Origin of the sequence: Granulibacter bethesdensis CGDNIH1, from assembly GCF_000014285.2 — a bacterium.
Taxonomy (GTDB): domain Bacteria; phylum Pseudomonadota; class Alphaproteobacteria; order Acetobacterales; family Acetobacteraceae; genus Granulibacter; species Granulibacter bethesdensis.
Map to the genome: position 1 here is coordinate 442,723 of NC_008343.2, position 24,197 is coordinate 466,919.

Annotated in this window: 20 protein-coding genes; 12 read left to right on the forward strand and 8 right to left on the reverse strand. The window is 61.2% G+C overall.

Annotated features, from left to right (window positions below; genetic code table 11):
* Nucleotides 1-136: 136 nt before the first annotated feature.
* Genes GBCGDNIH1_RS14400 through GBCGDNIH1_RS14425 form a run of 6 tightly spaced genes read left to right on the forward strand, consistent with a single transcriptional unit; the run spans nucleotide 137 to nucleotide 5,040 of the window.
* Nucleotides 137-553 (forward strand): HPr kinase/phosphorylase, encoded by a 417-nt coding sequence (locus GBCGDNIH1_RS14400; RefSeq protein ID WP_038511029.1) that lies wholly within the window; start codon nucleotides 137-139, stop codon nucleotides 551-553.
* On the forward strand, nucleotides 550-1,524 hold the full coding sequence (gene rapZ / locus GBCGDNIH1_RS14405; protein WP_011631103.1) for an RNase adapter RapZ: 975 nt from the start codon (nucleotides 550-552) through the stop codon (nucleotides 1,522-1,524). The genes GBCGDNIH1_RS14400 and rapZ overlap by 4 nt, the downstream gene beginning before the upstream one ends.
* A 13-nt stretch (nucleotides 1,525-1,537) precedes the next feature.
* Nucleotides 1,538-1,942 (forward strand): PTS sugar transporter subunit IIA, encoded by a 405-nt coding sequence (locus tag GBCGDNIH1_RS14410; protein WP_011631104.1) that lies wholly within the window; start codon nucleotides 1,538-1,540, stop codon nucleotides 1,940-1,942.
* Between the two features lie 24 nt (nucleotides 1,943-1,966).
* Entirely contained in the window at nucleotides 1,967-2,248 is a 282-nt protein-coding gene (locus GBCGDNIH1_RS14415) for an HPr family phosphocarrier protein (RefSeq protein WP_011631105.1), read from the forward strand.
* Entirely contained in the window at nucleotides 2,235-4,049 is a 1,815-nt protein-coding gene (gene ptsP / locus GBCGDNIH1_RS14420; RefSeq protein WP_011631106.1) for a phosphoenolpyruvate--protein phosphotransferase, read from the forward strand. The genes GBCGDNIH1_RS14415 and ptsP (GBCGDNIH1_RS14420) overlap by 14 nt, the downstream gene beginning before the upstream one ends.
* A gap of 58 nt (nucleotides 4,050-4,107) precedes the next feature.
* Nucleotides 4,108-5,040, forward strand: a complete 933-nt coding sequence (locus GBCGDNIH1_RS14425; RefSeq protein ID WP_011631107.1) for a DUF2157 domain-containing protein — start codon at nucleotides 4,108-4,110, stop codon at nucleotides 5,038-5,040.
* Between the two features lie 33 nt (nucleotides 5,041-5,073).
* Here the strand turns inward: GBCGDNIH1_RS14425 and GBCGDNIH1_RS14430 are convergent, their stop codons facing one another.
* Nucleotides 5,074-6,030: an adenosine kinase gene (locus GBCGDNIH1_RS14430; protein WP_043452655.1), complete on the reverse strand. Its 957-nt coding sequence runs from the start codon at nucleotides 6,028-6,030 to the stop codon at nucleotides 5,074-5,076.
* Between the two features lie 134 nt (nucleotides 6,031-6,164).
* On the opposite strand from GBCGDNIH1_RS14430, the gene GBCGDNIH1_RS14435 reads away from it, so the two are divergent.
* Together GBCGDNIH1_RS14435 and GBCGDNIH1_RS14440 are read left to right on the forward strand one after the other, a co-directional pair.
* Complete coding sequence (locus tag GBCGDNIH1_RS14435; RefSeq protein ID WP_025318159.1) at nucleotides 6,165-6,893, forward strand: EI24 domain-containing protein; 729 nt, start codon at nucleotides 6,165-6,167, stop codon at nucleotides 6,891-6,893.
* 132 nt (nucleotides 6,894-7,025) lie between these two features.
* Nucleotides 7,026-7,754, forward strand: coding sequence for a bactofilin family protein (locus GBCGDNIH1_RS14440; protein WP_232449671.1), 729 nt, complete (start codon nucleotides 7,026-7,028; stop codon nucleotides 7,752-7,754).
* Nucleotides 7,755-7,758: 4 nt separating this feature from the next.
* Here the strand turns inward: GBCGDNIH1_RS14440 and GBCGDNIH1_RS14445 are convergent, their stop codons facing one another.
* Both GBCGDNIH1_RS14445 and acnA read right to left on the reverse strand, forming a co-directional pair.
* Nucleotides 7,759-10,035, reverse strand: coding sequence for an FUSC family protein (locus tag GBCGDNIH1_RS14445; protein WP_011631111.1), 2,277 nt, complete (start codon nucleotides 10,033-10,035; stop codon nucleotides 7,759-7,761).
* 84 nt (nucleotides 10,036-10,119) lie between these two features.
* Nucleotides 10,120-12,813 carry an aconitate hydratase AcnA gene (gene acnA, locus GBCGDNIH1_RS14450; protein ID WP_011631112.1) on the reverse strand — a complete coding sequence of 898 codons (2,694 nt, stop codon included), beginning with the start codon at nucleotides 12,811-12,813 and terminating at the stop codon, nucleotides 10,120-10,122.
* A gap of 155 nt (nucleotides 12,814-12,968) precedes the next feature.
* Here acnA and ccmA point away from each other — a divergent pair, with 155 nt between their 5' ends.
* Genes ccmA through GBCGDNIH1_RS14465 form a run of 3 tightly spaced genes read left to right on the forward strand, consistent with a single transcriptional unit; the run spans nucleotide 12,969 to nucleotide 15,594 of the window.
* On the forward strand, nucleotides 12,969-13,685 hold the full coding sequence (ccmA, locus tag GBCGDNIH1_RS14455) for a heme ABC exporter ATP-binding protein CcmA (RefSeq protein WP_025318163.1): 717 nt from the start codon (nucleotides 12,969-12,971) through the stop codon (nucleotides 13,683-13,685).
* 21 nt (nucleotides 13,686-13,706) lie between these two features.
* Nucleotides 13,707-14,366 carry a heme exporter protein CcmB gene (gene ccmB / locus GBCGDNIH1_RS14460; protein WP_011631114.1) on the forward strand — a complete coding sequence of 220 codons (660 nt, stop codon included), beginning with the start codon at nucleotides 13,707-13,709 and terminating at the stop codon, nucleotides 14,364-14,366.
* Between the two features lie 52 nt (nucleotides 14,367-14,418).
* Nucleotides 14,419-15,594, forward strand: a complete 1,176-nt coding sequence (locus tag GBCGDNIH1_RS14465; RefSeq protein ID WP_011631115.1) for an AI-2E family transporter — start codon at nucleotides 14,419-14,421, stop codon at nucleotides 15,592-15,594.
* Here GBCGDNIH1_RS14465 and GBCGDNIH1_RS14470 read toward each other — a convergent pair.
* Genes GBCGDNIH1_RS14470 through ptsP (GBCGDNIH1_RS14485) form a run of 4 tightly spaced genes read right to left on the reverse strand, consistent with a single transcriptional unit; the run spans nucleotide 15,575 to nucleotide 22,387 of the window.
* Nucleotides 15,575-17,005, reverse strand: a complete 1,431-nt coding sequence (locus GBCGDNIH1_RS14470; protein WP_157691967.1) for a carbohydrate porin — start codon at nucleotides 17,003-17,005, stop codon at nucleotides 15,575-15,577. The two genes, GBCGDNIH1_RS14465 and GBCGDNIH1_RS14470, sit on opposite strands and share 20 nt — an antisense overlap.
* A gap of 29 nt (nucleotides 17,006-17,034) precedes the next feature.
* Nucleotides 17,035-18,792, reverse strand: a complete 1,758-nt coding sequence (locus GBCGDNIH1_RS14475) for a PTS fructose transporter subunit IIC (RefSeq protein ID WP_011631118.1) — start codon at nucleotides 18,790-18,792, stop codon at nucleotides 17,035-17,037.
* The gene (locus GBCGDNIH1_RS14480; RefSeq protein WP_011631119.1) at nucleotides 18,789-19,808 is read right to left on the reverse strand and encodes a 1-phosphofructokinase family hexose kinase; all 1,020 of its coding nucleotides are present in this window, start codon (nucleotides 19,806-19,808) and stop codon (nucleotides 18,789-18,791) included. Before GBCGDNIH1_RS14480 ends, GBCGDNIH1_RS14475 begins: the two co-directional genes overlap by 4 nt.
* A complete protein-coding gene (gene ptsP, locus GBCGDNIH1_RS14485; protein WP_050748384.1) occupies nucleotides 19,805-22,387 on the reverse strand; it encodes a phosphoenolpyruvate--protein phosphotransferase in 2,583 nt (860 codons plus the stop codon). Before ptsP (GBCGDNIH1_RS14485) ends, GBCGDNIH1_RS14480 begins: the two co-directional genes overlap by 4 nt.
* 275 nt (nucleotides 22,388-22,662) lie before the next feature.
* Here ptsP (GBCGDNIH1_RS14485) and GBCGDNIH1_RS14490 point away from each other — a divergent pair, with 275 nt between their 5' ends.
* Nucleotides 22,663-23,655, forward strand: a complete 993-nt coding sequence (locus tag GBCGDNIH1_RS14490; RefSeq protein ID WP_025318169.1) for a LacI family DNA-binding transcriptional regulator — start codon at nucleotides 22,663-22,665, stop codon at nucleotides 23,653-23,655.
* A gap of 3 nt (nucleotides 23,656-23,658) precedes the next feature.
* Here the strand turns inward: GBCGDNIH1_RS14490 and GBCGDNIH1_RS14495 are convergent, their stop codons facing one another.
* Nucleotides 23,659-24,186 carry an asparaginase domain-containing protein gene (locus tag GBCGDNIH1_RS14495; protein ID WP_025285968.1) on the reverse strand — a complete coding sequence of 176 codons (528 nt, stop codon included), beginning with the start codon at nucleotides 24,184-24,186 and terminating at the stop codon, nucleotides 23,659-23,661.
* Nucleotides 24,187-24,197: the final 11 nt, after the last annotated feature.

The following is a 24,197-nucleotide window of genomic DNA, read 5'->3' on the forward strand; positions in this document are numbered from 1 at the left end:
TGTCCACCTCATATGTAAGCGGCATGACTGTGGAACGGGCTTCCCTCACGGCGATGAAGGTTGCAAAGTCCTTCCTATGAATGGATCGGTGCAGTTTCGGGGCCAGAGATACGCAAGCTGTGCTGCAAGGCCGGATATGGATGCGGCATTCCCGCCTTCTGCTGTACTGATTATCGGCCCGGCAGGGGCGGGCAAGTCAGATCTCCTGTTGCGACTGATGGATCGCGGTTTCCGGCTTGTTGCTGATGACCGGGTTGATATATGCGATGGTCTTGCCAGCCCTCCGGCGGCGCTGGCCGGGCTGATTGAAATCCGAGGCCTCGGGATCATGGTATCTTCCTATGTACCGGTGGCGAAGCTGTCGCTGGTTGTCTCGCTGGAGACGGAGGAACGTCTGCCATCCCCCCGCCGCGATACTGACCTCGACCTTCCCTTGATTGCCATTAATCCTCGCGCTGCTTCCGCGCCCTGTCGTGTGGAATGGGCCCTTGAATGCGCGTTGGGCCGCCGTGCCAGCAGGGCAGGCGCCTTCGCGCGGGAGGAAGCAGTATGAGCACTGACCAATACCGCAGGGTGGTCGTGATCACAGGCCTGTCCGGCGCAGGCAAATCTACAATCCTCCGTGCTCTGGAAGATGCGGGATATGAAACGGTGGATAATCCCCCGTTGCCGCTGGTCCATGATCTTGTGGCCCGAGGGGAAGGGCCTCTGGCTTTCGCGGTGGATGCACGCAGCCGTGGGTTCACCGCGGACGGGCTGGCCCTGGCCATGGAACGCATGAGGCAACTGCCCGGTGTCAGGGCGGATCTGGTTTTCGTGCGGGCTGATACGGCGGCTCTGCTGTCCCGCTATACGGAAACCCGCCATCGCCATCCGCTGGCTTCAGGGGTGGGGGTTCGGGATGGTATCCGGGCTGAAGAAATCCTGACCGCATCACTGGTGGATGTGGCGGATCTGGTTGTTGATACCACCGATCTTCCGGTCACAAGGCTGAGGGCTATGATCGCCGAACGCTATGGGCCGGAGGAAACCGGGCAGGGAATGGTCGTATCCCTGATTTCCTTTGCCTATCCCAAGGGATTACCGCGGGAGGCCGATCTGGTGCTGGACGCACGGTTTCTGCGTAACCCCCATTATGATCCCACCCTGAAGCCGCGCACCGGTCAGGACAGGGATGTGGCGGCCTATATTGAAGCAGACCCGGATTATGCCACTTTCCATGACAGGATCGATGCGTTGCTGAGGCTTTTGCTGCCGCGCTTCGTTCAGGAAGGAAAGAAATATGCCACCATCGCCATTGGTTGTACCGGCGGGCGGCATCGTTCAGTTCATCTGGTGGAGAAGCTGGGTGAAGAGTTACGCGCTCAGGGCTGGTCCGTCCTGCGTACGCATCGAGAATTAGGAATCAGTGACGATGCTCCGCAGGCGGGAGCCGCCAGAGTATCCACTGACGATAGGAATGGAAGACCGGAAGAGCACGGCAGCGCACAGGCGCCCGATGAACTCTCCCGCACAACATCATAATGGAATACATGCCATGATCGGTTTGGTTCTGGTGACGCATGGACGGCTCGCGGATGAGCTGCGCCGCGCCATGGAACATGTGGTTGGCGCGCAAAGCAGCGTGGTGACCGTGTGCATCGGCCCTGATGACGATATTGAGGGCAGGCGTTCTGATATCCAGGCGGGGATCCAGCAGGTGGATACCGGGGATGGTGTTATCCTCCTGACCGACATGTTTGGGGGTACACCCAGCAATCTGGCCATTTCCATGATGGATCGACCGGGTGTCGAGGTGATCGCCGGTGTCAACCTGCCCATGCTGGTCAAGCTGGCGAAAATCCGCTGCACACAACCCTTATGCGAGGTGGTGGAAGGGGCTCAGACGGCCGGGCGTAAATACATCGCTGCGGCCTCCCATGTGCTGCACGGCTGCCGATAAACAGAACCACAGGTAAAACGCGCCATGGAAAACTCTGTGCTCAGCCGCCGCCTGACTGTCTGCAACCGGCGCGGCCTGCATGCCCGTGCAGCTGCCAAATTCGTCACGCTGGCAGAACGTTTCGGGGCTTCGGTGGAAGTGGGGAAAGATGGGCAGTTCGTCTCTGCCCGCTCCATTATGGGATTGATGATGCTGGGTGCGGGCAAGGATTCGGAAATCGAGCTTCGGGTCGAGGGCTGGGATGCCAAGGAAGCGCTGGAAGCGCTGACCGAGCTGGTCGAGGCTGGTTTCCATGAAACAGATTGAGCCGCCTCTGGCGGGTCCATGTTCTGCTGATTCGCCTTCTGCCGGGCCGTCTGGTCTGGGGCAGGATATTCGGTTGGAAGGGATCGGCGTCAGCCCCGGCATTGCCATCGGCCCGGTTTTCGGGGTGGTGGAAATCGAGGCTCCGCAGGAAAGGCGGCCCATTGCCGCGCATGAGGTGGAGTATGAGCGTGCGCAGCTCAGCCGTGCGGTAGAGGAATCCAGACGTCAGCTTGAAAAGCTGCGTCAAGGGCTGCGGGAACTGCCGGAGGCCGGGCAGGAGGAATTATCGGCGCTGATCGACGTGTATCAGCGCATGCTTGCCAATTCCCGTCTGGTGCGAGGAGCGCATCGGCGGATCGAAACCGCACTGGTCTCCGCCGCGACAGCCGTGGTCGATGAGGTCGAGGCGACGGTTGCCGCCGTGCTGGCCCCCGGCGGGGAATGGGCCGAACGCACCATGCGGGCCCGCCAGGCCTCGGAAATTCAGGAGGTGGGACAGCGTCTGTTGCGCACCCTTGCCTCCACGCCGTTCCGCAGCTTCAAGGCCGCACCGCGCGGGGCAGTGCTGGTGTGCGAGATGCTGCGCCCGTCCGATGCAGCGCTGCTGGACCCCGCCGTGATCGCAGGCGTGGTGACGGAGGAAGGCGGTGCGGACGGGCATGTGGCGATCATGCTGCGTGCGCTCGGGCTTCCCTCCGTGCTGGGGGTTCCGGCACTGATGCATACGATCAGGCAGCTGACTTTGTCGGGCCTGGGCGTAGATATGGTGCTGGACGGAGATCAGGGTGTGGTCACGGTCAACCCGTCCAACCACACACGCCAGCAGGCAAAACAGGGTCTCGCTGCCCATCAGCAGGAAGCGCTGGTGCTGGCGCAGCTCAGCCGCCTGCCTGCCGTGACGACGGATGGCGAGGCAGTTCTGTTGCAGGCAAATATCGAACTCCCCGCTGAATTGCCCCAGATGGTGCGGGCCGGTGCCAGTGGGATCGGACTGTTGCGGACCGAATTCCTGTTTATGAACCGGGAAAGTTTGCCCGATATCGCAACCCAGATCGAAACCTATTCCCATGTGATCGCGGCGGCAGAAGGGGAACAGGTCACGATCCGTGTGCTCGACTGGGGGGGCGAGAAAGAAAGCGAGGCCCTTCGCACCGCCGGTCTGTTGCGCAGCGAGACGGAGCATAATCCGGCGCTGGGTCTGCGGGGGATCAGGCTGTTGCTGGCCCATCCCGAGTTGCTGGAAACCCAGTTGACGGCGATTTTACGGGCAGCGCGTGATGTGAGGGCCGAAAGCCGCGTGCGTATTTTACTGCCGATGATCACGACCTTGCAGGAAATGCGCACGGCCCGCACGATCTACACCCGGATTTTGCAGCACGAGGCATGGGATGGGGCTGCCCTGCCGCTGGGGGCGATGATCGAGACGCCAGCCGCGGCCCTGATTGTGGAGGAATTGGCGCAGGAGTCGGATTTCCTCGCCATCGGGACCAATGATCTGGCGATGTATACGCTGGCCGTTGATCGTGGGGATGCCGGGCTGGCGGGTCTATATGATCCCCTGCATCCGGCCTTGCTGCGCTTGATTGCCGCCTGTGCCATTGCGGCGGCGCGGGCCGGTAAGCCTATGTCACTATGTGGCGAGATCGCGGGTAATCCGGCAGCGATTCCTGTTCTGCTCGGGCTTGGTTTCCGGCAGTTCAGTATGGGGGCGGGAGCAGTGCCGCGTGTGAAAAAGGCGATCCGGGCCACTTCTCTTGATCAGGCAAGACGTGCCGCTCAGGAAGCGCTGACGATCATATGATTGTTCGTGACGCCTGTTATGGGGTCTGATCGTATCAGCGTATCAGAAGGACAGGACCATGAAAGTCGTGCTCGATCTCGACCGTCTGCTGCGGGAAGGGCAGATAACACCGGAGGAGCGGGACAGGCTGATCCGGCTTGGCAAGGTCCAGACGGGGTCTCTGTTCGTGAACGTGCTGGTCGGTTTCGGATCGGCTGCGGTGTGCGCCGGGTTGTTTGCGCTGGCGCCTGATCCGCTTCTGGGCCTGCTCATGGGGGTGGTTGCCATCGGGGCTGCGGTGTTGCTGCGGCATGAGCGGGCGCAGCAATGGGGCATTCTGTCGGATATTTTCGCTTTGCTCGGCGTGTTGACCACCGGCATGAGCCTTTACTGGATTGGCCAGGGACCGTCTTCAATGCTGCTGCTGGCGCTTTGCTGTGCCGGTGGAGCACTGTTCGCCCGTAGTGCGATGCTGAGCGTTCTGGCCGTTCTCGCTTTGGCAGCCTCGCTCGATACCTCGTTCGCTTATGTGCATGCCACCTATATGTTGGGGGTGGAACGGCCGGCACAGACGATTCTGGTGTTTACCGGTCTTGGCCTTGCATTGCTGTTCGCCTCGACCCGTGTGGCGCCTGTGCTGGAGGGCGTGGTGCTGGCCGCCGCCCGTTGTTCGGCCTTGATGGTCAATTTCGCTTTCTGGGTTGGCTCCCTCTGGGGAGAAGACCGGATGTTGTTCAACGATAACAGGGGCGTCGTTCTGTTGTCCGCCGATATATTCAGTATCGGCTGGGCCTTGGTGCTGGTGGCCGCGGCTGCATGGGGGGCATGGAGCGGTCGCCGCTGGCTGATCACCACAGCCGCGATTTTCGGGGCGATCCATTTCCAGACTCAATGGTTCGAGCGTTTGGGGGCGACCCCGACCAGCGTGCTGACGGCAGGCATTCTGACATTGCTGCTGGCAGCATTGCTCTGGCGGGTGCTGTACGCCCGCAAACCGTCAGTGCCTGCATAAGGCGCTGACGGTTTCTTCCGATAACGGAGCGTATCAGCGGGACAGGGGACGCGGACCGATCTGGGCGATGATTTCAGCCGCGGCCCGGCTGCCCTGGAGGCCGCAGTTTTTCAGATCCTGTCCCTGTGCGAAGCTGGCAAGGAACCCGGCTGCATAGGCATCGCCCGCACCGGTCGTGTCCAGCACCTTCGTGGAGACAGCCGGAATCTGGATTGTGTCTGAGCCGTGAAGAATGACGCTGCCAGCCTCGCTGCGGGTCAGGGCAGCGAGTGCTACGTCAAGCCGTGCCAGTTCAGCGGCTTCCTCGAATGTGTTGCGTTCGTACAGCGCGGTGATCTCCGTTTCATTGGCGAACAGGATGTCCACGTTCGGCAGCAGAGCGAGGAAATCATCACGGTGGCGATGCACGCAGAATGCGTCGGACAGGGAGAGGGCTACCTTCCGGCCCGCCTCATGCGCGGCAGTGGTGGCCTTGCGGAAGGCTGCCTGCGCAGCCGGCGGATCGAACAGATAGCCTTCCAGATAGGTGATGGCGGAATCAGCCACCAAAGACGTATCCACATCCTCGGCGGAGAAGGTGACGCAGGCCCCGAGATAGGTGTTCATGGTCCGTTGCCCGTCCGGGGTGACGGCAATCAGGCATCGTGCGGTCGGCGCTCCGCCCTGAAGGCCGGGAGTGGGGAAATGCACACCGGTTTCCGTGATATCGCGACGGAAGGCCTCCCCCAGCGCATCGTCTGCCACTTTGCCGAGAAACGCGACCTTGATCCCCATGCTGGCAGCCACGGCGCAGGTATTGGCCGCAGAGCCGCCGCTGACTTCCGTGCCGCGGGGCAGTGCCGCATACAGTGAGGCTGCCTGTTCCGCGTCGATCAGCGCCATGCTGCCCTTGTGCATGTCATGGCGGCTGAGAAAAGTGTCATCGGTCAGCGCAATCACATCAACGATCGCGTTACCGATGCCGAGCAGGTCGAAGCGGGGTGCAGTCATGCGGAGAGGCTCCAGAATGTCCATCGAGGGGTGGCGGGCGACCTGCCCGATACCGACGCTCGCAGGTATCACCGTGAGGGGCCTGCTACAATGGCGGTCTGGTCAAATTGGCTTCTCCGGCGGACTATCCGCCCATGAATGATGATCAATTGTCCATTGCTGGCCAGGCTTCTGTTCTCCAGCCGCTCCAGCGGGCGATCACTCAGTTGGAGGATGCGCCGTTTCGGGCTGTGGTGATGCGGTCTCTCGGCTGGGCCTTGTTGCTGCTGTGCCTGTTGGTGTGGCTCGGTTTCAAGGGGGCAGGCTGGTTGCCCGTGCATTGGTGGCAGGGCGACCATTGGGGTGGATGGGACTGGCTTGCCGGAATCGTGGGAGCGATGGCGATTGCGGCACTCGGCCTGTGGTTGTTCGTGCCGATCAGTGCGGCGATCGGCGGGTTGTTTGCCGATACGGTGGCGATCTGTGTGGAGCGTCGCTGGTATCCGGAATGGCAGCCCGCCACACCGGCCCCACTTCAGATGCAGATATGGGACGGTCTGGCGCTGGGTCTGCGCGTGCTGGTGGTCAGTCTGATCACGCTGCCTGTGGTTCTGTTGCTGCCGGGGGCCGGATTTGTACTGGGATGGCTGGTTTCCGCCTGGGCACTGGGGCAGGGGCTGTTCGTCAGTGTCGCCATGCGCCGGATGAGCCGGGCTGATGCCAGACGTCTTTATCGCACATGGCGTGGCACGATACTCGTGCAGGGCGGAATTCTTGCGGCCATCGGGATGATCCCGGCTGTCAATCTGCTTCTCCCAGCCCTTGGGCCGGCCGTCATGGTGCATGTTCTGGCCCGGATTATGATGCATCGCCGAGCCTTTTGAGAGCGGGACAGCAGGCATGACCGGATCGATCTGTATGCGGAATGTCCTGCAACATATTGAGGAAGCGGGTTGTTCTGCTCCTCCGGTCATGTTAGCGAATCGAATCGTGACGTCCAGAATGATGGAGTGCACGTGTTTAAGCGACGCAAACCCGACGACCAGTCTCCCGAGGCTGGGGATATCAAATCAGCGGCGGGAGCTTCCCCGGGCGCGGGAACGTCATCCTCTGACGGCCCGGTTCGTCTGGGCGTACCGCCTGCCCCATCCGGCGCCGCGCCCGGCCAGCAGGCCGCAAGTGGTTTCGGTGTTCCCCCTTTCCGACCAAGCCATCAGAAGGAGGCCGAAGCCGTGAGCCGTGCGCCTTTCGCCAATACCCCGTCCTCTACCGCTGTGCCGCCCCGCCCTGGCGCACCCGCTGCCGCAGCTTCAGGCCGTCCGGCAGGCAAAGATACGGCGGAGCGTCGCACGCTCGTGGTGGGCCGCGGTATCTCCGTTCAGGGCACGGTGCAGGATGCCGAACGTCTGGTGGTTGAAGGCACGGTCGAAGCGACCATGATCCGCGCGACCGAGCTGTCCGTTTCACTGGGCGGCGTTTTCAAGGGTGAGGTCGAGGTTGAGGACGCAGAAGTCGCCGGAACCATCGACGGAACCCTGACTGCAACTGCAAGCCTGATCGTGCGGGCTTCCGGCAAGGTGCTGGGCACGGCCCGTTGCCGCCGCCTGCAAGTCGAGGATGGTGGCCAGATCACGGGCAGCATCCAGATGCTGACCGATGGCACCCGTCCGGTTGATGCGCCGCGTCCAGATGCGTCTGCGCCGCGCCCGGCGGTTGATCCGGTGCCGGGCCAGTCAGGTGAGTAAGCCTTCAGGAAACTGACTGTTCTGCATGAGCCTGTCCGGTCTGATGAAAAGCCGCTCCGTCCAACGGGGTGGCTTTTTCGTTCCTGCGGTCGATTCCAGCCATGAGTTCAAGCTGTCCGGCGATACGGTGAAGGGCTTCCTGTAAAGCCTCGGCGCTCTCCTCCACCTCAGGCCGTGGCGGTAGAGAGGATACCGGAACTGCAGGGGCACGGGTGGCATCGAGACGGGCTTCGATATGGTTGAATGCCATGGCGATCCAGTCTTTCCAGATGATTAACTGATCCCGATCAATCCCGTCCCTGCTGGCCAGATGCAGCACGCTCAGCCGCCCGGCGATGCGACGCAGGGCAGTGTCGGCCAACATCACCGGTTCAATCCGTGCTGCCATGCTGGAGCGTCGCGGTTCCAGCATGGTGCGGGACAGGCTGGCCTCCAGATTATTGCTGGTGAGACCGGCCTGACGTCTGGCCTGATGCGCCATATCTTGTGGAGCTTCGCCGATCAGGGCGGACAGGGTCAGGTTGGCATAATGCGCATGGGCCTTGATGCTCTGGCGCAAGGCGGTATGCAACCGTCCCGGTTCCCAGCTCGGCCACAGCAGCAGATTGCCAACCAGAGCCGTTAAACCGCCGAGCACCGTGAACAGCGCCCGCATCGCGGCAATATGCAGGTCATTTTCCGATCCCTGCTCATATTGGGTCAAGAGCACGATCATGGGCGTCAGAAAGACGATGAACAGGGCATAGCTTGCCGGCCGAAGTGACAGGGCCAGAACGGCCAGCGGAAACAGCGCTATTGCGGTTGCCAACGGACCATGGATCAGGAACGTCAGCACGCCTGCCAATGCTCCGCCTGCCAGTGTCCCGGCCACGCGCTCAAATGTGCGCTGCATGGTCATCGCGTAGTGCGGTTGCAGGGTCACGATCAGGGTGATGATCAGCCACTGATGATACGGCATCGGATGAAAGGAGCATGCGGCAAGCGCAAGCATCACCAGCAGGCTGGTGCGTGTGGCATGGCGCAGCATGGCGGAGGACCATGCCAGATTGGAGGCCAAGGGAGTCATAATGACATCCCGCCCGGTCGCAGGGCGCGTCTCATCGCCGGGCAGACGGGTTGCGGGCGTCTGAACGGCGATAATGACCCTCAACCTCTCCTGTATGACGGTTTCCAGAGCCGCCAGCGTGGCGTTGGTTTCCGCTCGTCCACGTGTCAAGGCCGGAATGATGCGGGACAGGCGCTGTTCGGGTAAAGCGGTCTGGCTGTGTATACGGCGCGCCAGCATCGAAAGTACAGGGCGAAGGCGGCGCAGGAACACGGCGGCATGCGCGTAGCGTGTTGAGGAGGCAGCGGTGACAGGGCTGGTGCCTTTTCCGGCCTCCAGAATGTCACTCATGGCGATCAGGGCGCCGAAGATCTGGTCGGCTGCCTCCAGCCTCGCCAGCAGCATGGTGCCTAGTTCGCTCCCCACACCGCGCCGATGCCGCATATCGACCAGCAGCCCGCGGGCCCGTTCGATCATGTCCCTGATCCGGGCGCGATGCCTGCGCGCCATGTTGGACCATAGAAGGACATGGTCGTGATCGGCCGATGGGGCGGCCAATGGTGCATCCAGTGGGGAATGGAGTTGGGAGGAGGATATGGACAGCACCTCCACCATCTCCTCCACCATATCAGCGAGGGAGGAAAACACGGCCGAGACCGCGCGTTTGGCCGGGATGAACGGACGGATGTTCCAGACCCCCAGTGCGATCATCTGCGTCCACAAGCTGCCGGCGAGAAAGGCGGCGGCTCCGGCCCAACCCAAAAGGCTGGTATCGTGATCCGGCATGGCGGCACGCCCCATGCAGAGAGCGACGACAACACCCAGCAGATTGCCGACACTTTGTGCTGAAAGACCGTAAATCCTTGCGAAGCTGGTCATGAAGACGATCATCCCCGCGACAGGGATGGCAATCTCCGGCCAGGGAGCCAGCGTGCCGAGCAGCAGCGTGATTGTCGCCCCCAGCACTCCGAAAATCGACAATGGCCTGATGCGTTGCTTGGTAGGGCCGCCTGGATCGCAGTAGGAACTCAGCAGCGCCCCCAGCGCGGCTTCCAGCAGGAGGGGCTGATCAAACCATGCATTCGCAGCCACCCATGGGGCGGTGGCAAAAGCGGCGCGCAGGCCTTCGGCCACGCTGATCGCCCAAGGATCCATAGACAGCGAAAGCCGCCCAAGATCCTTGGGCGGCTTTGCCGATAAAAGGGAGGCAGGCAGAGGGCTGTAACGGCGCGTCATGGTCTTTTCCCATGCTCATTCCCCGGACAGGGAATGATTTGGTCGTGCCGTCCGGCCTTTTTACCCGCCTCTGGCGGAGTGTTCTTACGCCGCGCGGGCCATGCCGCGCAGCACGTAATGCAGAATGCCGCCATGCTTGTAGTAATTGACTTCATCAGCGGTATCGACACGGCACAGCAGCGGCACCTTGTCGACAGAACCATTTGCACGATGGATGACCAGGGTCAGGTCCATACGCGGTGACAGATCATCCAGCCCGACGATGTCCAGCGTCTCGCTGCCATCCAGCCCCAGCGTGTGGCGCGTCATGCCGTCCTTGAACAGCAGGGGCAGCACGCCCATGCCAACGAGGTTGGAGCGATGGATACGCTCGAAGCTTTCCGCGATTACCGCCTTCACGCCCAGCAACAGGGTGCCCTTCGCCGCCCAGTCGCGGGAGGAACCGGTGCCGTATTCCTTGCCGCCGAAGACGATCAACGGCACACCATCGGCCTTGTATTTCATGGCGGCGTCATAGATCGGCATGACTTCGCCGGAGGGCTGATGGGTGGTGACGCCACCTTCCGTGCCTGGTGCCAATTCGTTCTTGATGCGGATATTGGCGAAGGTGCCGCGCATCATCGCTTCATGGTTACCGCGACGGGCGCCATAGCTGTTGAAGTCCTTTTCCAGCACCTGCCGTTCCAGCAGATACTGCCCCGCCGGAGAGGATTTCTTGATGCTGCCGGCCGGGCTGATATGGTCGGTGGTGATGGAATCACCCAGCAGGGCCAGTTCACGCGCGCCGAAAATATCGGCGACACCCGGCGGCTCCATGGTGATGTTGGTGAAGTAGGGCGGGTTACGGACATAGGTGGAGCTGTCTGACCATTTGTAGGTGTCGGCGCTGCCATCGATCTCGATCGCCTGCCACTGCTCCGGCCCCTTGAACACTTCGGCGTAGCGGGACAGGAACTGTTCGCGGGTCAGATTGGCATGGACCGTATCGGCCACTTCCTGTGTGGTCGGCCAGATATCCTTCAGATAGACGGGCTTGCCATCCTTGCCGGTGCCGAGCGGAGCGGTGGTGATATCTTCCCGGATATTGCCGAGGAAGGAATACGCCACCACCAGCGGCGGGCTGGCGAGGTAGTTGGCGCGCACGTTCGGATGGACGCGGCCTTCGAAGTTACGGTTGCCGGACAGCACGGAGACGGCCACCAGCTTTCCGTCCTCGATCGCATCGACGATGGTGTCGTCCAGCGGGCCGGAATTGCCGATACAGGTGGTGCAGCCATAACCGACGGTGTTGAAGCCGACGGCATCAAGATCGGCGGAGAGGCCGGAACGGTCCAGATATTCCGTCACCACCTGTGATCCGGGGGCGAGGGAGGTCTTGACCCACGGCTTCGGCGTCAGGCCGAGCGCACGGGCCTTCCGCGCCACCAGACCGGCGGCCACCATCACATAGGGGTTGGAGGTGTTGGTGCAGGAGGTGATGGCGGCGATCACCACGTCACCATGACCGATCTCGTAGTTCTTGCCCTTCACGGCACTCTTGCGGGCGACGTCACCGGCGGCGACGCCCAGGCTCTTGGTCAGTTCGGTATTGAACGCGCTGGCGGCTTCCTTCAGCAGCACGCGGTCCTGCGGGCGCTTCGGCCCGGCCAGGCTCGGCTGCACGGTAGACAGGTCGAGTTCCAGCGTGTCGGTAAAGATCGGCTCCTGCATGGTCTCGTCGCGCCACATGCCCTGCGCACGCAGATAGGCCTCGACCAGGGCGATACGGTCTTCGTCACGGCCGGACAGACGCAGATATTCGACGGTTGCCTTGTCCACCGGGAAGAAGCCGCAGGTTGCGCCGTATTCCGGGGCCATGTTGGCGATGGTGGAGCGGTCGGCGACGGGCAGGTGATCCAGTGCCGGGCCGAAGAATTCGACGAACTTGCCGACCACGCCCTTCTTGCGCAGCATCTGGGTGACGGTCAGCACCAGATCGGTGGCGGTGGCGCCTTCCGGCAGGCGGCCGGTCAGACGGAAGCCGATCACGTCCGGAATCAACATGGCGATGGGCTGGCCGAGCATGGCGGCTTCAGCCTCGATCCCGCCGACGCCCCAGCCCAGCACGCCCAGACCATTCACCATGGTGGTGTGGCTGTCCGTGCCGTACAGGGTGTCGGGATAGGCATAGGTCGCGCCATCCACATCGGCGGTCCACACGGTCTGTGCCAGATATTCCAGATTGACCTGATGGCAGATGCCGGTGCCGGGCGGCACCACGCGGAAATTCTCGAACGCTTCCTGACCCCAGCGCAGGAACTTGTAGCGCTCGCCATTGCGGTCGAATTCGATATCGACATTGGTCTTGAGCGCGCTGGGCGTGCCGTAGGTATCGACCATCACGGAGTGATCGATCACCAGATCGACTGGCACCAGCGGGTTCACTTTCTGCGGATCGCCACCCAGACGGGTGATCCCGTCGCGCATGGCGGCCAGATCCACCACGGCGGGAACGCCCGTGAAATCCTGCATCAGAATGCGTGCGGGCTTGAACGGAACTTCCTCGGTCGAGGAGGCTTTTTCAACCCAGCGCACGACGGCCTTTGCATCCTCGACGGTGTAGGAAGTGCCGTCCTCGAAACGCAGGACATTTTCCAGCAGGATTTTCAGCGTCACCGGAAGACGGCTGATATCACCGATTGTCTTGGCTGCTTCGGGAAGGGAGAAATAATTGTAGGTCTTGCCGCCGACAGATAATGTCCGGCGTGTTTGCAGGGTGTCCCGACCGACTGACTTCATAGTGCTTGCCTCATCAATGGCACGCCTGCCCGCCCCCGCGGATGGCTGCGTTGCAACACGGCACCGCTTAGAGCATAGGCAGCATCAGGACAAGGATGCAGGGATGCCGTCAGCGTGAAAGCAATAAAATCTGCACGAGAGATGGGCCTGGCGGGATGCTGACTGCAAGGGGGTTGGCAGTTTTCCGGGCGGAGCGTCTGGTGTTCCGCGATCTGGATTTTTCCCTCGTGCCGGCCACTTTGCGACCGGCAGGAGAGGGGGCACCGGATGCCGTGACCCTGATCGGACCGAACGGATCGGGCAAGTCGACCCTGCTGCGACTGCTGGCTGGTTTCGTCCGCCCGGCCGTGGGGACCGTGTGGTGGCAGGAGGAGCCTCTGCCGGCGGATCCTGCCGATCGTGCCCGGATCGTCACCTATATCGGGCATCAGGATGCGGTCAAGCCGGGGCTGACGGCGGCGGAAAATCTGCTGTTCGATGCGTCATGGCACCCGCGTGGCCGACGACGGGAAGCCATTTTGAACGCGCTGGAGGCAGTAGGCCTGTCGGCCCTGTCGGCCCTGCCGGGCCGGATGTTGTCGGCAGGGCAGAAACGGCGCTTGGCCTTGTCGCGGCTGATGCTGAGGGAAACTCCCGTCTGGCTGCTGGATGAACCCACGCTGGGGCTGGACGATGCGTCGATTGCCCTGTTCGGTGATATGTTGCGGGCGCATCGCGCCCGCGGGGGCGTTGTGATGGCGGCCACTCATGTGCCGCTGCCTTTGCCGGGTGCGGGTGTGCTGTCGCTGCATCCTCATGCACTGGCTGCGCAAACGGGGCAGGCCGCGATTGAGGGGGCCGGCGATGAGTGGGCCGGAGATGAGTGGGGTTAGGGATAACTGGATGATCACGTCATGATCGCGGCATTGCTGGCCCGTGAGTTGCGTCTGTCCCTGCGTCACGGGGCTGATACGCTGGCCGTGCTGCTGTTTTTCTTCGTGACTGGCAGTCTGTTCCCGCTGGCGATCGGGCCGGGACCGGAGATGCTGGCGCGGATGGCGCCGGGGGTGGTGTGGGTATGCGCCTTGCTGGCGGCGTTGCTGCCGCTGGAACGGTTGCTCGGCGCGGATCAGGAGGATGGGTCAATGGACCACCTGTTGCTGTCCGGCCTGCCGGCTTTCGGGGTGGCAGTGGGCAAGGCGGTGGCCCACTGGCTGGTCACTGGCCTGCCATTGCTGCTCTGTGCCGGCCCACTTGCCATGATGCTGCGCATGCGGCCGGAGATCGTCCCGGTTCTGCTTGCGGGATTGCTGCCGGGGACGATGGCGCTCTCTCTGCTCGGCACAATGGGGGCTTCGGTGGTGCTGGGGGCACGCAGGGGCGCGGTGCTGTTGCCGCTGCTGGTACTGCCACTGACAACGCCGATCCTGATTTTTGGCGCGGCGGCAGCCGATGCAGCGGCGGGAGGTCTCTCCCCACGTCCGCATCTTCTACTGCTCTGCGCTGTTGCTGTGGTGGCGATGTCCCTGTGTCCGTTCGCGGCCGGCGCAGGCCTGCGTGCCGCGGCTGAATGAGTATGCCATATTCTGCCACCACCCGAGATTTTGAGCGTATTGAAGGTCATCCATGATCCAGCCCCTCTCTCCGTCTTCTCCGCCCGTCTGGTCCGAAGAGCCCGTCTGGTCTGAAGAGGATGTGATCCGGCAGGATTGTGAGGATGGCGGCAACCAGCGGCCCGGCCAGAAGATCGCTTTCTGTGTGCTTGCCCTGATCATTACTGCAGGTGCACTCTGGACGCTGGGCAGTTTTATGCCTGCGCTGGCGTGGGCCGCGGTGTTCGCCATTGCGACCTGGCCGCTTTATCGACGCGCGCGCAATGCCTGGCCGGGCGGTGGACGCGTGTTGCTGCCGTTATTGTTTACCGTGGCGGTCACGCTGCTGTTTCTGGGGCCTTTGACCCTGGCGGGGATTGAAGTCGCCAATGACGCGCGCGGTGTGATCGACGGGGTCGAGCATGTGCTGCATAATGGTCTTCCAGTGCCATCAGCCCTGTCCTCCCTGCCATTCGGCAGCCCGGTGGTGGAGTGGTGGCAGGATAATCTCGGCAGTGGTGAAGGAGCAGCCCGCCTCGCCAGACATATCGACCGTTCCCAGTTGGTGGCGATCAGCCGTCATCTGAGCGCCGTGCTGGCACATCGTGTGGTCCTGTTCAGCTTCATGCTGGTGACGCTGTTTTTCCTGTACCGTGATGGGGATACGCTGACGGCTCAGCTCTCCCGTGCCAGTGCCCGCGCTTTTGGTCCTCATGGAGCACGGGTCGGACGGCAGGTGATCGCCTCGATCCATGGTACGGTCGATGGGCTGGTTCTGGTCGGGCTGGCCGAGGGAATCCTGATCGGTATCGGCTATGCCATTGCGGGTGTGCCCCATCCCACTTTGTTCGGTGCCGTCACAGCTATTGCCGCCATGATCCCGTTCGGTGCACCGGCGGCGTTTCTGCTGGCGGCACTGCTTCTGGCCGCGAATGGTGCACTCCTGTCCGCTGCGATTATTGCCGGATACGGTTGTCTGATCGTGTTCATTGCGGATCATTTCGTGCGCCCGTTCCTGATCGGTGGGGCCACGCGACTGCCGTTTATTCTGGTTCTGCTCGGTATTCTGGGCGGCGTAGAGTGTTGGGGTTTATTCGGCCTTTTTCTCGGCCCGGCACTGATGGCGGCTGTGACCCATCTGTGGCGTGAATTCAGCGCCGCCGGGCCAGACAACCGGGATCGTCAGGGCATCACAGAGGATGCCCCTTGATCATGTTATCGACCAGATTAGCAATACTGACGGTCAGTTTCAGCCCGACTACAAAAGCATCCGGAATGGATTTTGGCCGGGTCGGGTAACGTAACTGATCCGGGTTGATGATATACTGGAGGTTTGGAGTAATCCGCACCGTCTCCAGAGCCTGAAACGTGTAGTTCAACTCCATCATGACCTGATTGCGGTTGGTTCCAGGTGGCAGCCCGGCCAGCGTTCTGGCTTCGCTGACGCCTTGAAGGGCCGCACCGCTCAGGGATTGATTGTTGATCATGAAACCCAGCGTATCATAAGGACGCTTTTTGAAAGGTGCTGTCATTACCATCCCAGCTTCCAGAAAATAATCCTCGGCCAAACGACCAGACAAGCCGGTCATGGCTACGCCGAATAATGTCAGACCGCGGGCGGAATGATCTGGGCGCCATACCATCTGGTCAAAGCGGATATAGGCGCCTGAACGGCCATACAGCGACTGTGCCGGAAGGCCGCTGACCTGTACATATCCACCCTGTGTATCCCGTGATGGATCATTGTAGTTCGTGGCATCGTACCATCCACCAATCTGGTAATGACGGGGCAGACGGTCATTTTCAAAAGTTGTAGCATATCCGAGTTCGAAAGGGATCATCACGCCATTGGCACGGTTTGTGGACCAGTTGAAGCCATGATCGTTATTGCCCTGAAAGCTCCGATTTACTTCATAGGCACCGGCATGCAGGTACACGCGCGGGGTCATCCAGAATTTGACGCGTCCCATCCAGCTGGAAACAGGCCACCATGTCAGGCTGCTGGTGCGGAATACGAAAGTGGGATTGCCGCAGGCAGAGTTTGACTGAAACTGGCAATAAAATGGTGATGACAGGAATTCGGTATTCGCGATGCTCCGGCCTGCTTCAAGAATAAGGCGGTTATTGAAGGCTTTTTTCTCGATGGTGAACTGGGTCAGACGCGTTGTTTGGCCGCCACCCCAGATTTCCTGTACGGAGGTACTGTTGCCGATGGCATCGCGGGACAGGTTGCGGCCCTGACGATTGGTGACAGCAATATGCACACTGACACCGCTCAGCCCGACCAGTTTATTCATGTCTAAATCGGCACCGGCCAGAATCTGCCCGGCATAAGCGGCTTCCTGTTTGATTCCACCCACCGGATTGGCGGCCATTTCTGCCGTATAGGCGGCGATGAAATCGACTCCGTTTGCAAGTGCGACATGATCGGGAAGATTATGCGGCGTCGCATCAATGCCGAGCCGGGTCGTATCTCTCGTGATTTCTCCAATGCTATTTTTCTGAACCCGCCAGGGGTCGCTGTGACGGGTGACCGGCTTGTCCGGCTCGGTAGCAAGCGCCGGAGCGAGCGGGGACAGTTCTGCCGTCAACAGGAAAAGAGCTATGAAAAAACGGAGCATGGCCATAATGTTCTGAATGTGAAATGATTTTACAGGACGGCTTCTTTCGGGCGTTTTTTCTTGAGTAGCCCGGCCAGAACGGCGGTGATGATTGTTCCGGCTGCGAGTGCGGCCAGATACCAGAGCGGGTGGCTGATGGCATTGGGGATCGGCAGTACGAACACCCCCCCGTGTGGCACGCGCATCTGCACATCACAGGCCATGGAGATGGCTCCGGCGATGGCGGCACCCCCTGCTGTGGCGGGCAGAACGCGCAGAGGATCGGCGGCGGCAAAGGGGATGACGCCTTCTGTAATAAAGGCTAACCCCAGAATGCTGGCAGCTTTACCAGCCTCTCTTTCCTGCGTGGTAAAACGGTTTGGATAGAGTCGTGTTGCCAGCGCCATACCGAGCGGGGGTGTCATGCCTGCGATCACCACAGCCGCCATTGGCGTATAGATCCCGCTGGCGAGCAATCCGACGGAGAAAGTATAGGCGGCCTTGTTGATCGGGCCGCCCATGTCGATTGCCATCATGCCGCCCAGCAGAAGACCGAGAAGAATGGCACTGCTGCCCTGAAGAGTTTGCAACCAATGCGTCAGGGCAGAGAGCAGGTGGGCTGCCGGATCGCCAACGCCATACATCATGGCGAGGCCCGTTACCAGACTACCGAGCACGGGCAGGATCAGAACCGGTTTCAGACCATCCAGATTACGGCCAAGCTTGATCCAGCGATTGAAAAAAGCCGTGCTGTATCCAGCAATAAACCCTGCGAGAATACCACCGAGAAATCCGGCGCCCATTGAGGACGCGATCATGCCGCCGGTCAATCCAGGAGCAATACCGGGACGATCAGCGACAGAATAGGCGATATATCCTGCCAGAACCGGCACGATCAGTGGAAAAGCCGATTTCGCACCGATGAGAAACAGCGCATGTGCCAGTGTGCCTGCCTGCGATGCATCGGTGACATTAACGCCGCCCAGTGCGAAGGCCATGGCGATCAGAATGCCGCCTGCCACCACGACTGGCAGCATGAAAGAAACACCGGTCATCAGATGTTTATAGGGGCCTGTACGGGGCGGCGTGGCGTTATCTTTCGACCGGTCGGAGGTGGAGGGAGCAGCCTGCTCTCTGTTGTCCTGACCCCATATGCCGGCCTGCTCAAAAGCTTCTGTAATCAGGGCCGCTCCATCCCTGATGGCCGCTTTGGTGCCGGTTTTAAAAAGTCGCTTTCCGTTGAAGCGGGATAGATCAACCTGTGTATCGGCTGCAATAATGACCAGATCGGCAGAGGCAATTTCTTCAGCACTCAGCGTATCCCGTGCACCGACCGACCCTTGCGTTTCCACCCGGATCATGCAGCCATGCGCGGCAGCACCCTGTTGCAGTCCCTCGGCGGCCATGAAAGTATGGGCGATACCAGTGGGGCAGGAGGTGATGGCAACGATCCTGCCCCCCTTTGCAGGTTTCCCATCCAGTGATGCAGAGGGTGAACTTTGTACGTCTCCAATATTATCCAGAACAAGATCTGCATCAGCCAGAATAGTATCCAATGTAGTCGTATGTTTTGGAAAACCTGAAAGCTTGTCTGCTATATCCAGATATGTGCTATCGCTTTCACCTTCGCCGACCAGCAACAGGGTGGAGATCATGCGTGTGTCGGGCTCAGGTGATGCTGAGCCAACGACGCGCAGATCGATTTCAATGCTACGGTTACGGTTGGAGGCAGCTTTGCGCAGTGCTTCGGCCGCCAGGACTGCATGTGTGCGGCGTGCCTGTCCATCGATGATGGCGAGAATGGTCATGACGGCAACACTCCCGCGGTATGGCCGGTATTTCGGAAATGGCATGCATTATCTTGCAGCGTCTGAACGATCAGGCGGCTTTCAAGCGTTAGCACCAGATCGGGTCCCGGCAGGGATGCGCCCGGTAATGTCAATTTGGCGGATGCAAGCGCCACGGCGCGGCGTGCCAGCTGTTCCAGTGGCAGATTGTCATGCAGTGCCGTGACAATCCCGGCAACCAGCGCATCACCCGCGCCAACAGTGTTCAGCACCTGCATGGGGGGATGCTGCACATGGACAGCCTGATCGTCAGTGACAAACAGGGCACCCTCTGCTCCCAGTGAAATAGCGGCGAGGGTTACGCCACGCGCTGTCAGCTCCCGCCCTGCACGCAGGAGGTCGGTTACATGGCCCAGCGGGGTACCCGCCCATTCTTCCAATTCATGTCGGTTAGGTTTCAAACAAAAGGGCAATGTCTCCGCTTCGTTCAGCACAGCTCCCAGCGCGGCTCCGCTGGTATCCAGTACTGTGCGAAGACCTTGACGGTGCAGCATGTCCAGAAGCGTGACATAGATATCGTGCGGCATTGCGCTGGGGACACTGCCGGCCAATACGGCAATGTCTCCGGCCTGTGACACTGAAGAGATATGCGCGATGATCGCCGCACCTTCATCATTGCAGGGCAGGCCCGGCGTGTTGATGTCGGTGGTCTCTTCGGCTGTATGATCGATCAGTTTCAGGTTGCGGCGTGTATGACCGGATACGCGCAGGAACAGATCCTCGATCCCGCGTTCGGCAAAAAACGTCGAGAACAATGCATCATTGGCATCCCCCAGAATGCCGCAGGCTCTGACGGGCGGAGCATTTTCATCTCTGGCCGCGAACCAGTCCGCAAGGCAGCCTGCGACATTGACCCCTTTCCCACCGGGATAGGAGGCCGCAGCCAAGGCCCGGTTGACCTGTCCGGGATGCAGGGCCGTCAACTCCACCGTTTCGTCGATGGCGGGGTTCAGGGTGATGGTGAGAATCGCGCTCATATGGCTTCTCCAAAGCCGGTATCAGCATGGAAGGTGGTTTCCAGCGCTCTCACTTCAGCCGGAGAGGAAGCGGCCAGAGCGCGCTCGGCCAATGCCTTCAGGTCGTCCATGCGGTACTGGCGCAGGCAGGCTTTGACACCGGGAATGTCGCGGGGCGTCATTGACAGCTCGGTAACACCCAACCCGGCCAACAGCGCCGCACCGAACGGATCACCGGCCAGACCACCGCAGACCCCGACCCAGCGGCGCAGCGGTGCGGCGGCTTCGGCCGTGCGCCGGATCAGCGCGAGCACGGCAGGGTGTAATCCGTCCACCTCCGCGGCCAGCCCGGAATTCTGCCGGTCCATGGCCAGTGCGTATTGTGTCAGATCATTGGTGCCGATGGAAAAGAAGTCGACATGGGGGGCGATTCGGTCGGCCAGCAAAGCCGCCGCCGGGACTTCCACCATGATGCCCAATGGCACTTCCGGAGCTTGCAACGCGGTGCGGACCCGGTCGCAGACGGCACGCAGGCCGGCAATTTCCGCCAGTGACGTGATCATCGGGAACATGATTGACAGTGGCGCTTCCGCGGCGGGTTCCGTTTCTGCCTGCCAGCGCCTGACATGACCGGCGGCACGGTACAGCGCACGCAGCTGAGGCTCCAGCAGATCAGGGCGACGCAGCAGAAGTCTGGCACCCCGCACGCCGAGGAAAGGATTTTCCTCGTGCGGAAGGTTCAGATGCGGCACCTGTTTGTCTCCGCCAATATCCAGAGCGCGTACAACCAGCGGCCTGCCATCCAGCGCCTCCAGCATCGCACGGTAGGTTTCGAACTGTTCCTCCTCATCCGGGGCATGGTCGCGCTCCAGAAACAGGAACTCGGTCCGCATCAGGCCGACACCTTCACCGCCCTGTTCAAGCGCGAAAGCCACCTGATCGGGGCGATTGACGTTGGCGGCCACAGTCAGGTGATAACCATCCGTGGTACGGGCCGGGCGGCTCCGCTGCGCAGCTTCTTCATTGCGCAGCTCGGTCTGGCGTAATGACCAGTCCTGTGCCGAGGCAATGGCTGTCTCATCCGGGTGCAGATGCACCACGCCGGCACGGCCATCAAGAATGACCATGTTGCCCGACGTCAGTTCCATCACATCAGGTCCGGCTGCCGCAATGGCGGGCAGGCCCAGCGTCCGGGCAAGAATGGCAGTATGGGAAGTCGGGCCGCCCAGCGCCGTGATCAACCCCAGCACGCGCTCCGGGTCCAGTCCCGCCGTATCGGAAGGGGCGAGATCATCAGCCACCAGGATGCAGGGATAATCCGGCAGGGTCAGCAGCGATCCCCCGGCCTGGGACGGATCAAGCTGGGCCAGAACCCGCCTGCCGACATCCCGCAGATCGGCCGCACGGGCGGCCAGAACCGGATTGCCGAGTGCAGCCATACCTTCGGCGGTCTGTTCGACGGCATGATGCCAGGCCCAGGCGGCGCCATGTCCATCCACCATCAACTGACAGACGCGGGTGATCAGGTCGGTATCATCCAGCAACCCTGCCTGCGCCTGAAAAATCGCGGCATCGGCGGCTCCCAGACGGCGGCCCGCGTCATCGGCCAAGGCATGAAGCTGCGCGCGCGTGACGCGCAATGCCTCATTCAGCCGGTCCGCCCCCTCCCGCAGATCCTGCGGATGATCAGTCACGGATATGCTCTGCCCTTTCAGGACATAGACCGGCCCGATAGCCAGTCCGGGAGCGGCGGAAACGCCATCAATCCGCATCAGAGCATGGGGTGGCGTCCAGCCTGCGACGGGCCGGGCAGCACGGATGGCTTTTTCAGCGGCGGCGCGTTCTGCGGCAGTCAGGCCGTCCATGGTGGATTTCAGAGCCTGCAAGGCCTGTTCTGCATCGTCTCCATCGGCGGAGACGGTAATGCGGTCGCCTTGTTTCAGCCCAAGCTGCAGCAAGCCAATCAACTGGCGCGGATCAGCAGTTTCGGCATCATGCCTGATTTGAAGCCGGGCGCGGAAGCGTTTTGCTGTTTCAGCCCACGCCGAAGCGGGTCTTGCATGCAGGCCGCTTGGATAGGGGATGCTCCATTCAAAATGATGGCGGAGATCGGTTATCACCGTATCAGAGGACATGCTGACGGCGGCAGGATGTGCATCCTCGCTCAGGGCAGCTTGCAACAGGGCGGCATCGCCAGTCTGGAACAGTGTTTTCAGACGCTCCTCATCCTGCAACAGCCGGGTCAGGCGGCGGAGAATGGCGATATGTGCGTCAGATCGGGCGGCGATCCCGACAACCAGATGAGCGATCTGTCCCGGATTCCACACGACGCCTTGCGGCACCTGCAGCACCGCGATGCCATCGGTGCGCACCATGGCGCGGTCATCCACCATGCCGTGAGGAATGACGACGCCGTGGCCGAGCCATGTATTGGCGACATTTTCCCGCTTCAGCATGCTTTCGGTGTAGGCGGGATCAACATGCCCGGCAGCAGCCAGAAGCTGGGCGACTTCCTCAATCGCCTGCTGCTTGTCTGCCGGCGCCGCTCCCACGCGCACCATGGCACGCGGCGCGGTCTGTGCGCTCGCGATTGCATTCATCTCGCGGCGTCCTCCCCAATCCATTTTGAACGGCCGGTCTATAAGCCGGGTGTAAGGTTATATGAAAACGTTTTCACAGCTACGTCAAAGAATTTATTTCGTGAAACTGATTTATGCTGCATTCTATCTTTGCTGCACCTGCGAAAAAATTGCTGAAAGTTGCTTATGCGGATAGGTTCCAAATATAATAAGGAAAACGTTTTCCAGATGATTTGTCCGCAGTTAGAACCACGGAGAAAGTCTTGAACCATTCAGTGGATGGAACTTCCTCCACAATGCGAGCCGTCGGTATCAAGGACGTGGCAGAGGCGGCGGGTGTTTCACCTGCAACGGTCTCCCGCGTGTTGGCTGGTGGCAAGGTCAGTGCAGCCCTGAAGGCGCAGGTGGAGGATGCTATTGCCCGCTCCGGCTATCGCCCCAATTTGTCGGCTCGCCGTCTGCGCTCCCGCAATACCCAGACGATCGGTTTGATTGTTGCGGATATCCGGAATCCGTTTTTTACCGCTGTCAGCCGTTCGGTCGAGCAGATTGCCTTTGCGTCTGGCATGCGGGTGATCCTGTGCAATACGGATGAAGATCCGGAACGCGAAGCCATGTACCTGCAATTGATGGAAGAGGAGCGTGCAACCGGCCTGATCCTTGCCCCGACTCTCCCTGCGATCAGCCGTCTGGCGATACACCGGCCTTCGCTACCGGTGGTTCTGATCGACCGTGAAGGCCCTGCCGGCTGTCTGGACTCCGTGGTGCTGGATAACCGGGAGGCCAGCCGAACCCTGACCCGCCATCTGCTGCAAAATGGATATCGCCGTATCGGCGGCCTGTTCGGAATGGCCAGTACCACGGCGGTGGAACGTCGGGAGGGCTATGAACAGGCAATGCGTGAAGCGGGATTGGCTTTTGAATCCCGGCAGTCTCCCGCCACGATCCCGGACAGCGAGCAGACGGCCCATGCCTGGCTGAGCAGCCCTCATCCGCCAGAGGCGTTGTTGGTCAGTAACAGTCTGACCCTGATGGGGGTTACGCGTGCCGCCCGCTCGCTCGGCCTGTCGATTCCCCAGCAGCTGGGGCTGGCCGGATTCGATAATGATCACTGGACCGAACTGGTCGGACCAGGCATGACCGTCATGGCCCAGCCGGTCGAGGAAATCGGGCGCATGGCGATGGATATGCTGTTCAGCCGCTTGCGTGATCCGGATCAACCGGTGCGCAAAATCGTGCTCAGTGGCCGTCAGATTACCCGCGGGTCTTCTGTCCGGACAGCCGCCTAGCCTTCAAAGCTGGCGAAACGTGCCGATCGTCCGATCTTTTTCGAACTGCGTGCCGCTCAGAACCTGATCATGGAATGCAAGATGCAGCCCGGGTGGCAGCAGGCGCAGCGCCGTCAGCGCCGCTGACAGGTTCTGCACGGCATCCGAGCCATCAATATGCAGGGGCGCCATGGCCCCCGTAAACACGACGGGGCGCGTCAGGACGGCTTTTCCGGCCGCGACGCGGGCTTCCAGGTGACGCATCGTCTCGCGCACCGTATCGGTGCCATGAGTGACAAGAATGCCGCCAAAGCGGCTCTCCGCACCAAAAACCGCATCTGCAACCGCATCACGATCCGCGTCGGTGAAGTCCAGACTGTCCTTCAGCACCGGCTGCACCATGGTGATCTCCGTCTGCGGCAGGCGCAGTCGCGGACCAAGCGCTGCTAACCAGTCAGGATGCGGGTCCAGTGCCCCGGTGGCTTCTACATAACGCTTGGAAATTGTCCCGCCAGTGGACACGATCAGAACGGAAAGAGGGCCGCTGCGCATCACAGGCTCCA

Excerpts from the sequence above, each read along its gene's own strand:
- ptsP (WP_011631106.1), top strand. The coding sequence starts at position 2,235 with ATGAAACAGATTGAGCCGCCTCTGGCGGGTCCATGTTCTGCTGATTCG.
- GBCGDNIH1_RS14495 (WP_025285968.1), bottom strand. The coding sequence starts at position 24,186 with ATGCGCAGCGGCCCTCTTTCCGTTCTGATCGTGTCCACTGGCGGGACA.
- GBCGDNIH1_RS14475 (WP_011631118.1), bottom strand. The coding sequence starts at position 18,792 with ATGACCATTCTCGCCATCATCGATGGACAGGCACGCCGCACACATGCA.
- GBCGDNIH1_RS14400 (WP_038511029.1), top strand. The coding sequence starts at position 137 with ATGGATGCGGCATTCCCGCCTTCTGCTGTACTGATTATCGGCCCGGCA.
- GBCGDNIH1_RS14465 (WP_011631115.1), top strand. The coding sequence starts at position 14,419 with ATGATCCAGCCCCTCTCTCCGTCTTCTCCGCCCGTCTGGTCCGAAGAG.
- GBCGDNIH1_RS14415 (WP_011631105.1), top strand. The coding sequence starts at position 1,967 with ATGGAAAACTCTGTGCTCAGCCGCCGCCTGACTGTCTGCAACCGGCGC.
- GBCGDNIH1_RS14435 (WP_025318159.1), top strand. The coding sequence starts at position 6,165 with ATGAATGATGATCAATTGTCCATTGCTGGCCAGGCTTCTGTTCTCCAG.
- ptsP (WP_050748384.1), bottom strand. The coding sequence starts at position 22,387 with ATGAATGCAATCGCGAGCGCACAGACCGCGCCGCGTGCCATGGTGCGC.
- GBCGDNIH1_RS14445 (WP_011631111.1), bottom strand. The coding sequence starts at position 10,035 with ATGACGCGCCGTTACAGCCCTCTGCCTGCCTCCCTTTTATCGGCAAAG.
- GBCGDNIH1_RS14430 (WP_043452655.1), bottom strand. The coding sequence starts at position 6,030 with ATGACTGCACCCCGCTTCGACCTGCTCGGCATCGGTAACGCGATCGTT.
- GBCGDNIH1_RS14480 (WP_011631119.1), bottom strand. The coding sequence starts at position 19,808 with ATGAGCGCGATTCTCACCATCACCCTGAACCCCGCCATCGACGAAACG.
- ccmB (WP_011631114.1), top strand. The coding sequence starts at position 13,707 with ATGATCGCGGCATTGCTGGCCCGTGAGTTGCGTCTGTCCCTGCGTCAC.
- GBCGDNIH1_RS14490 (WP_025318169.1), top strand. The coding sequence starts at position 22,663 with ATGCGAGCCGTCGGTATCAAGGACGTGGCAGAGGCGGCGGGTGTTTCA.
- GBCGDNIH1_RS14410 (WP_011631104.1), top strand. The coding sequence starts at position 1,538 with ATGATCGGTTTGGTTCTGGTGACGCATGGACGGCTCGCGGATGAGCTG.
- ccmA (WP_025318163.1), top strand. The coding sequence starts at position 12,969 with ATGCTGACTGCAAGGGGGTTGGCAGTTTTCCGGGCGGAGCGTCTGGTG.
- acnA (WP_011631112.1), bottom strand. The coding sequence starts at position 12,813 with ATGAAGTCAGTCGGTCGGGACACCCTGCAAACACGCCGGACATTATCT.
- GBCGDNIH1_RS14425 (WP_011631107.1), top strand. The coding sequence starts at position 4,108 with ATGAAAGTCGTGCTCGATCTCGACCGTCTGCTGCGGGAAGGGCAGATA.
- GBCGDNIH1_RS14470 (WP_157691967.1), bottom strand. The coding sequence starts at position 17,005 with ATGCTCCGTTTTTTCATAGCTCTTTTCCTGTTGACGGCAGAACTGTCC.
- rapZ (WP_011631103.1), top strand. The coding sequence starts at position 550 with ATGAGCACTGACCAATACCGCAGGGTGGTCGTGATCACAGGCCTGTCC.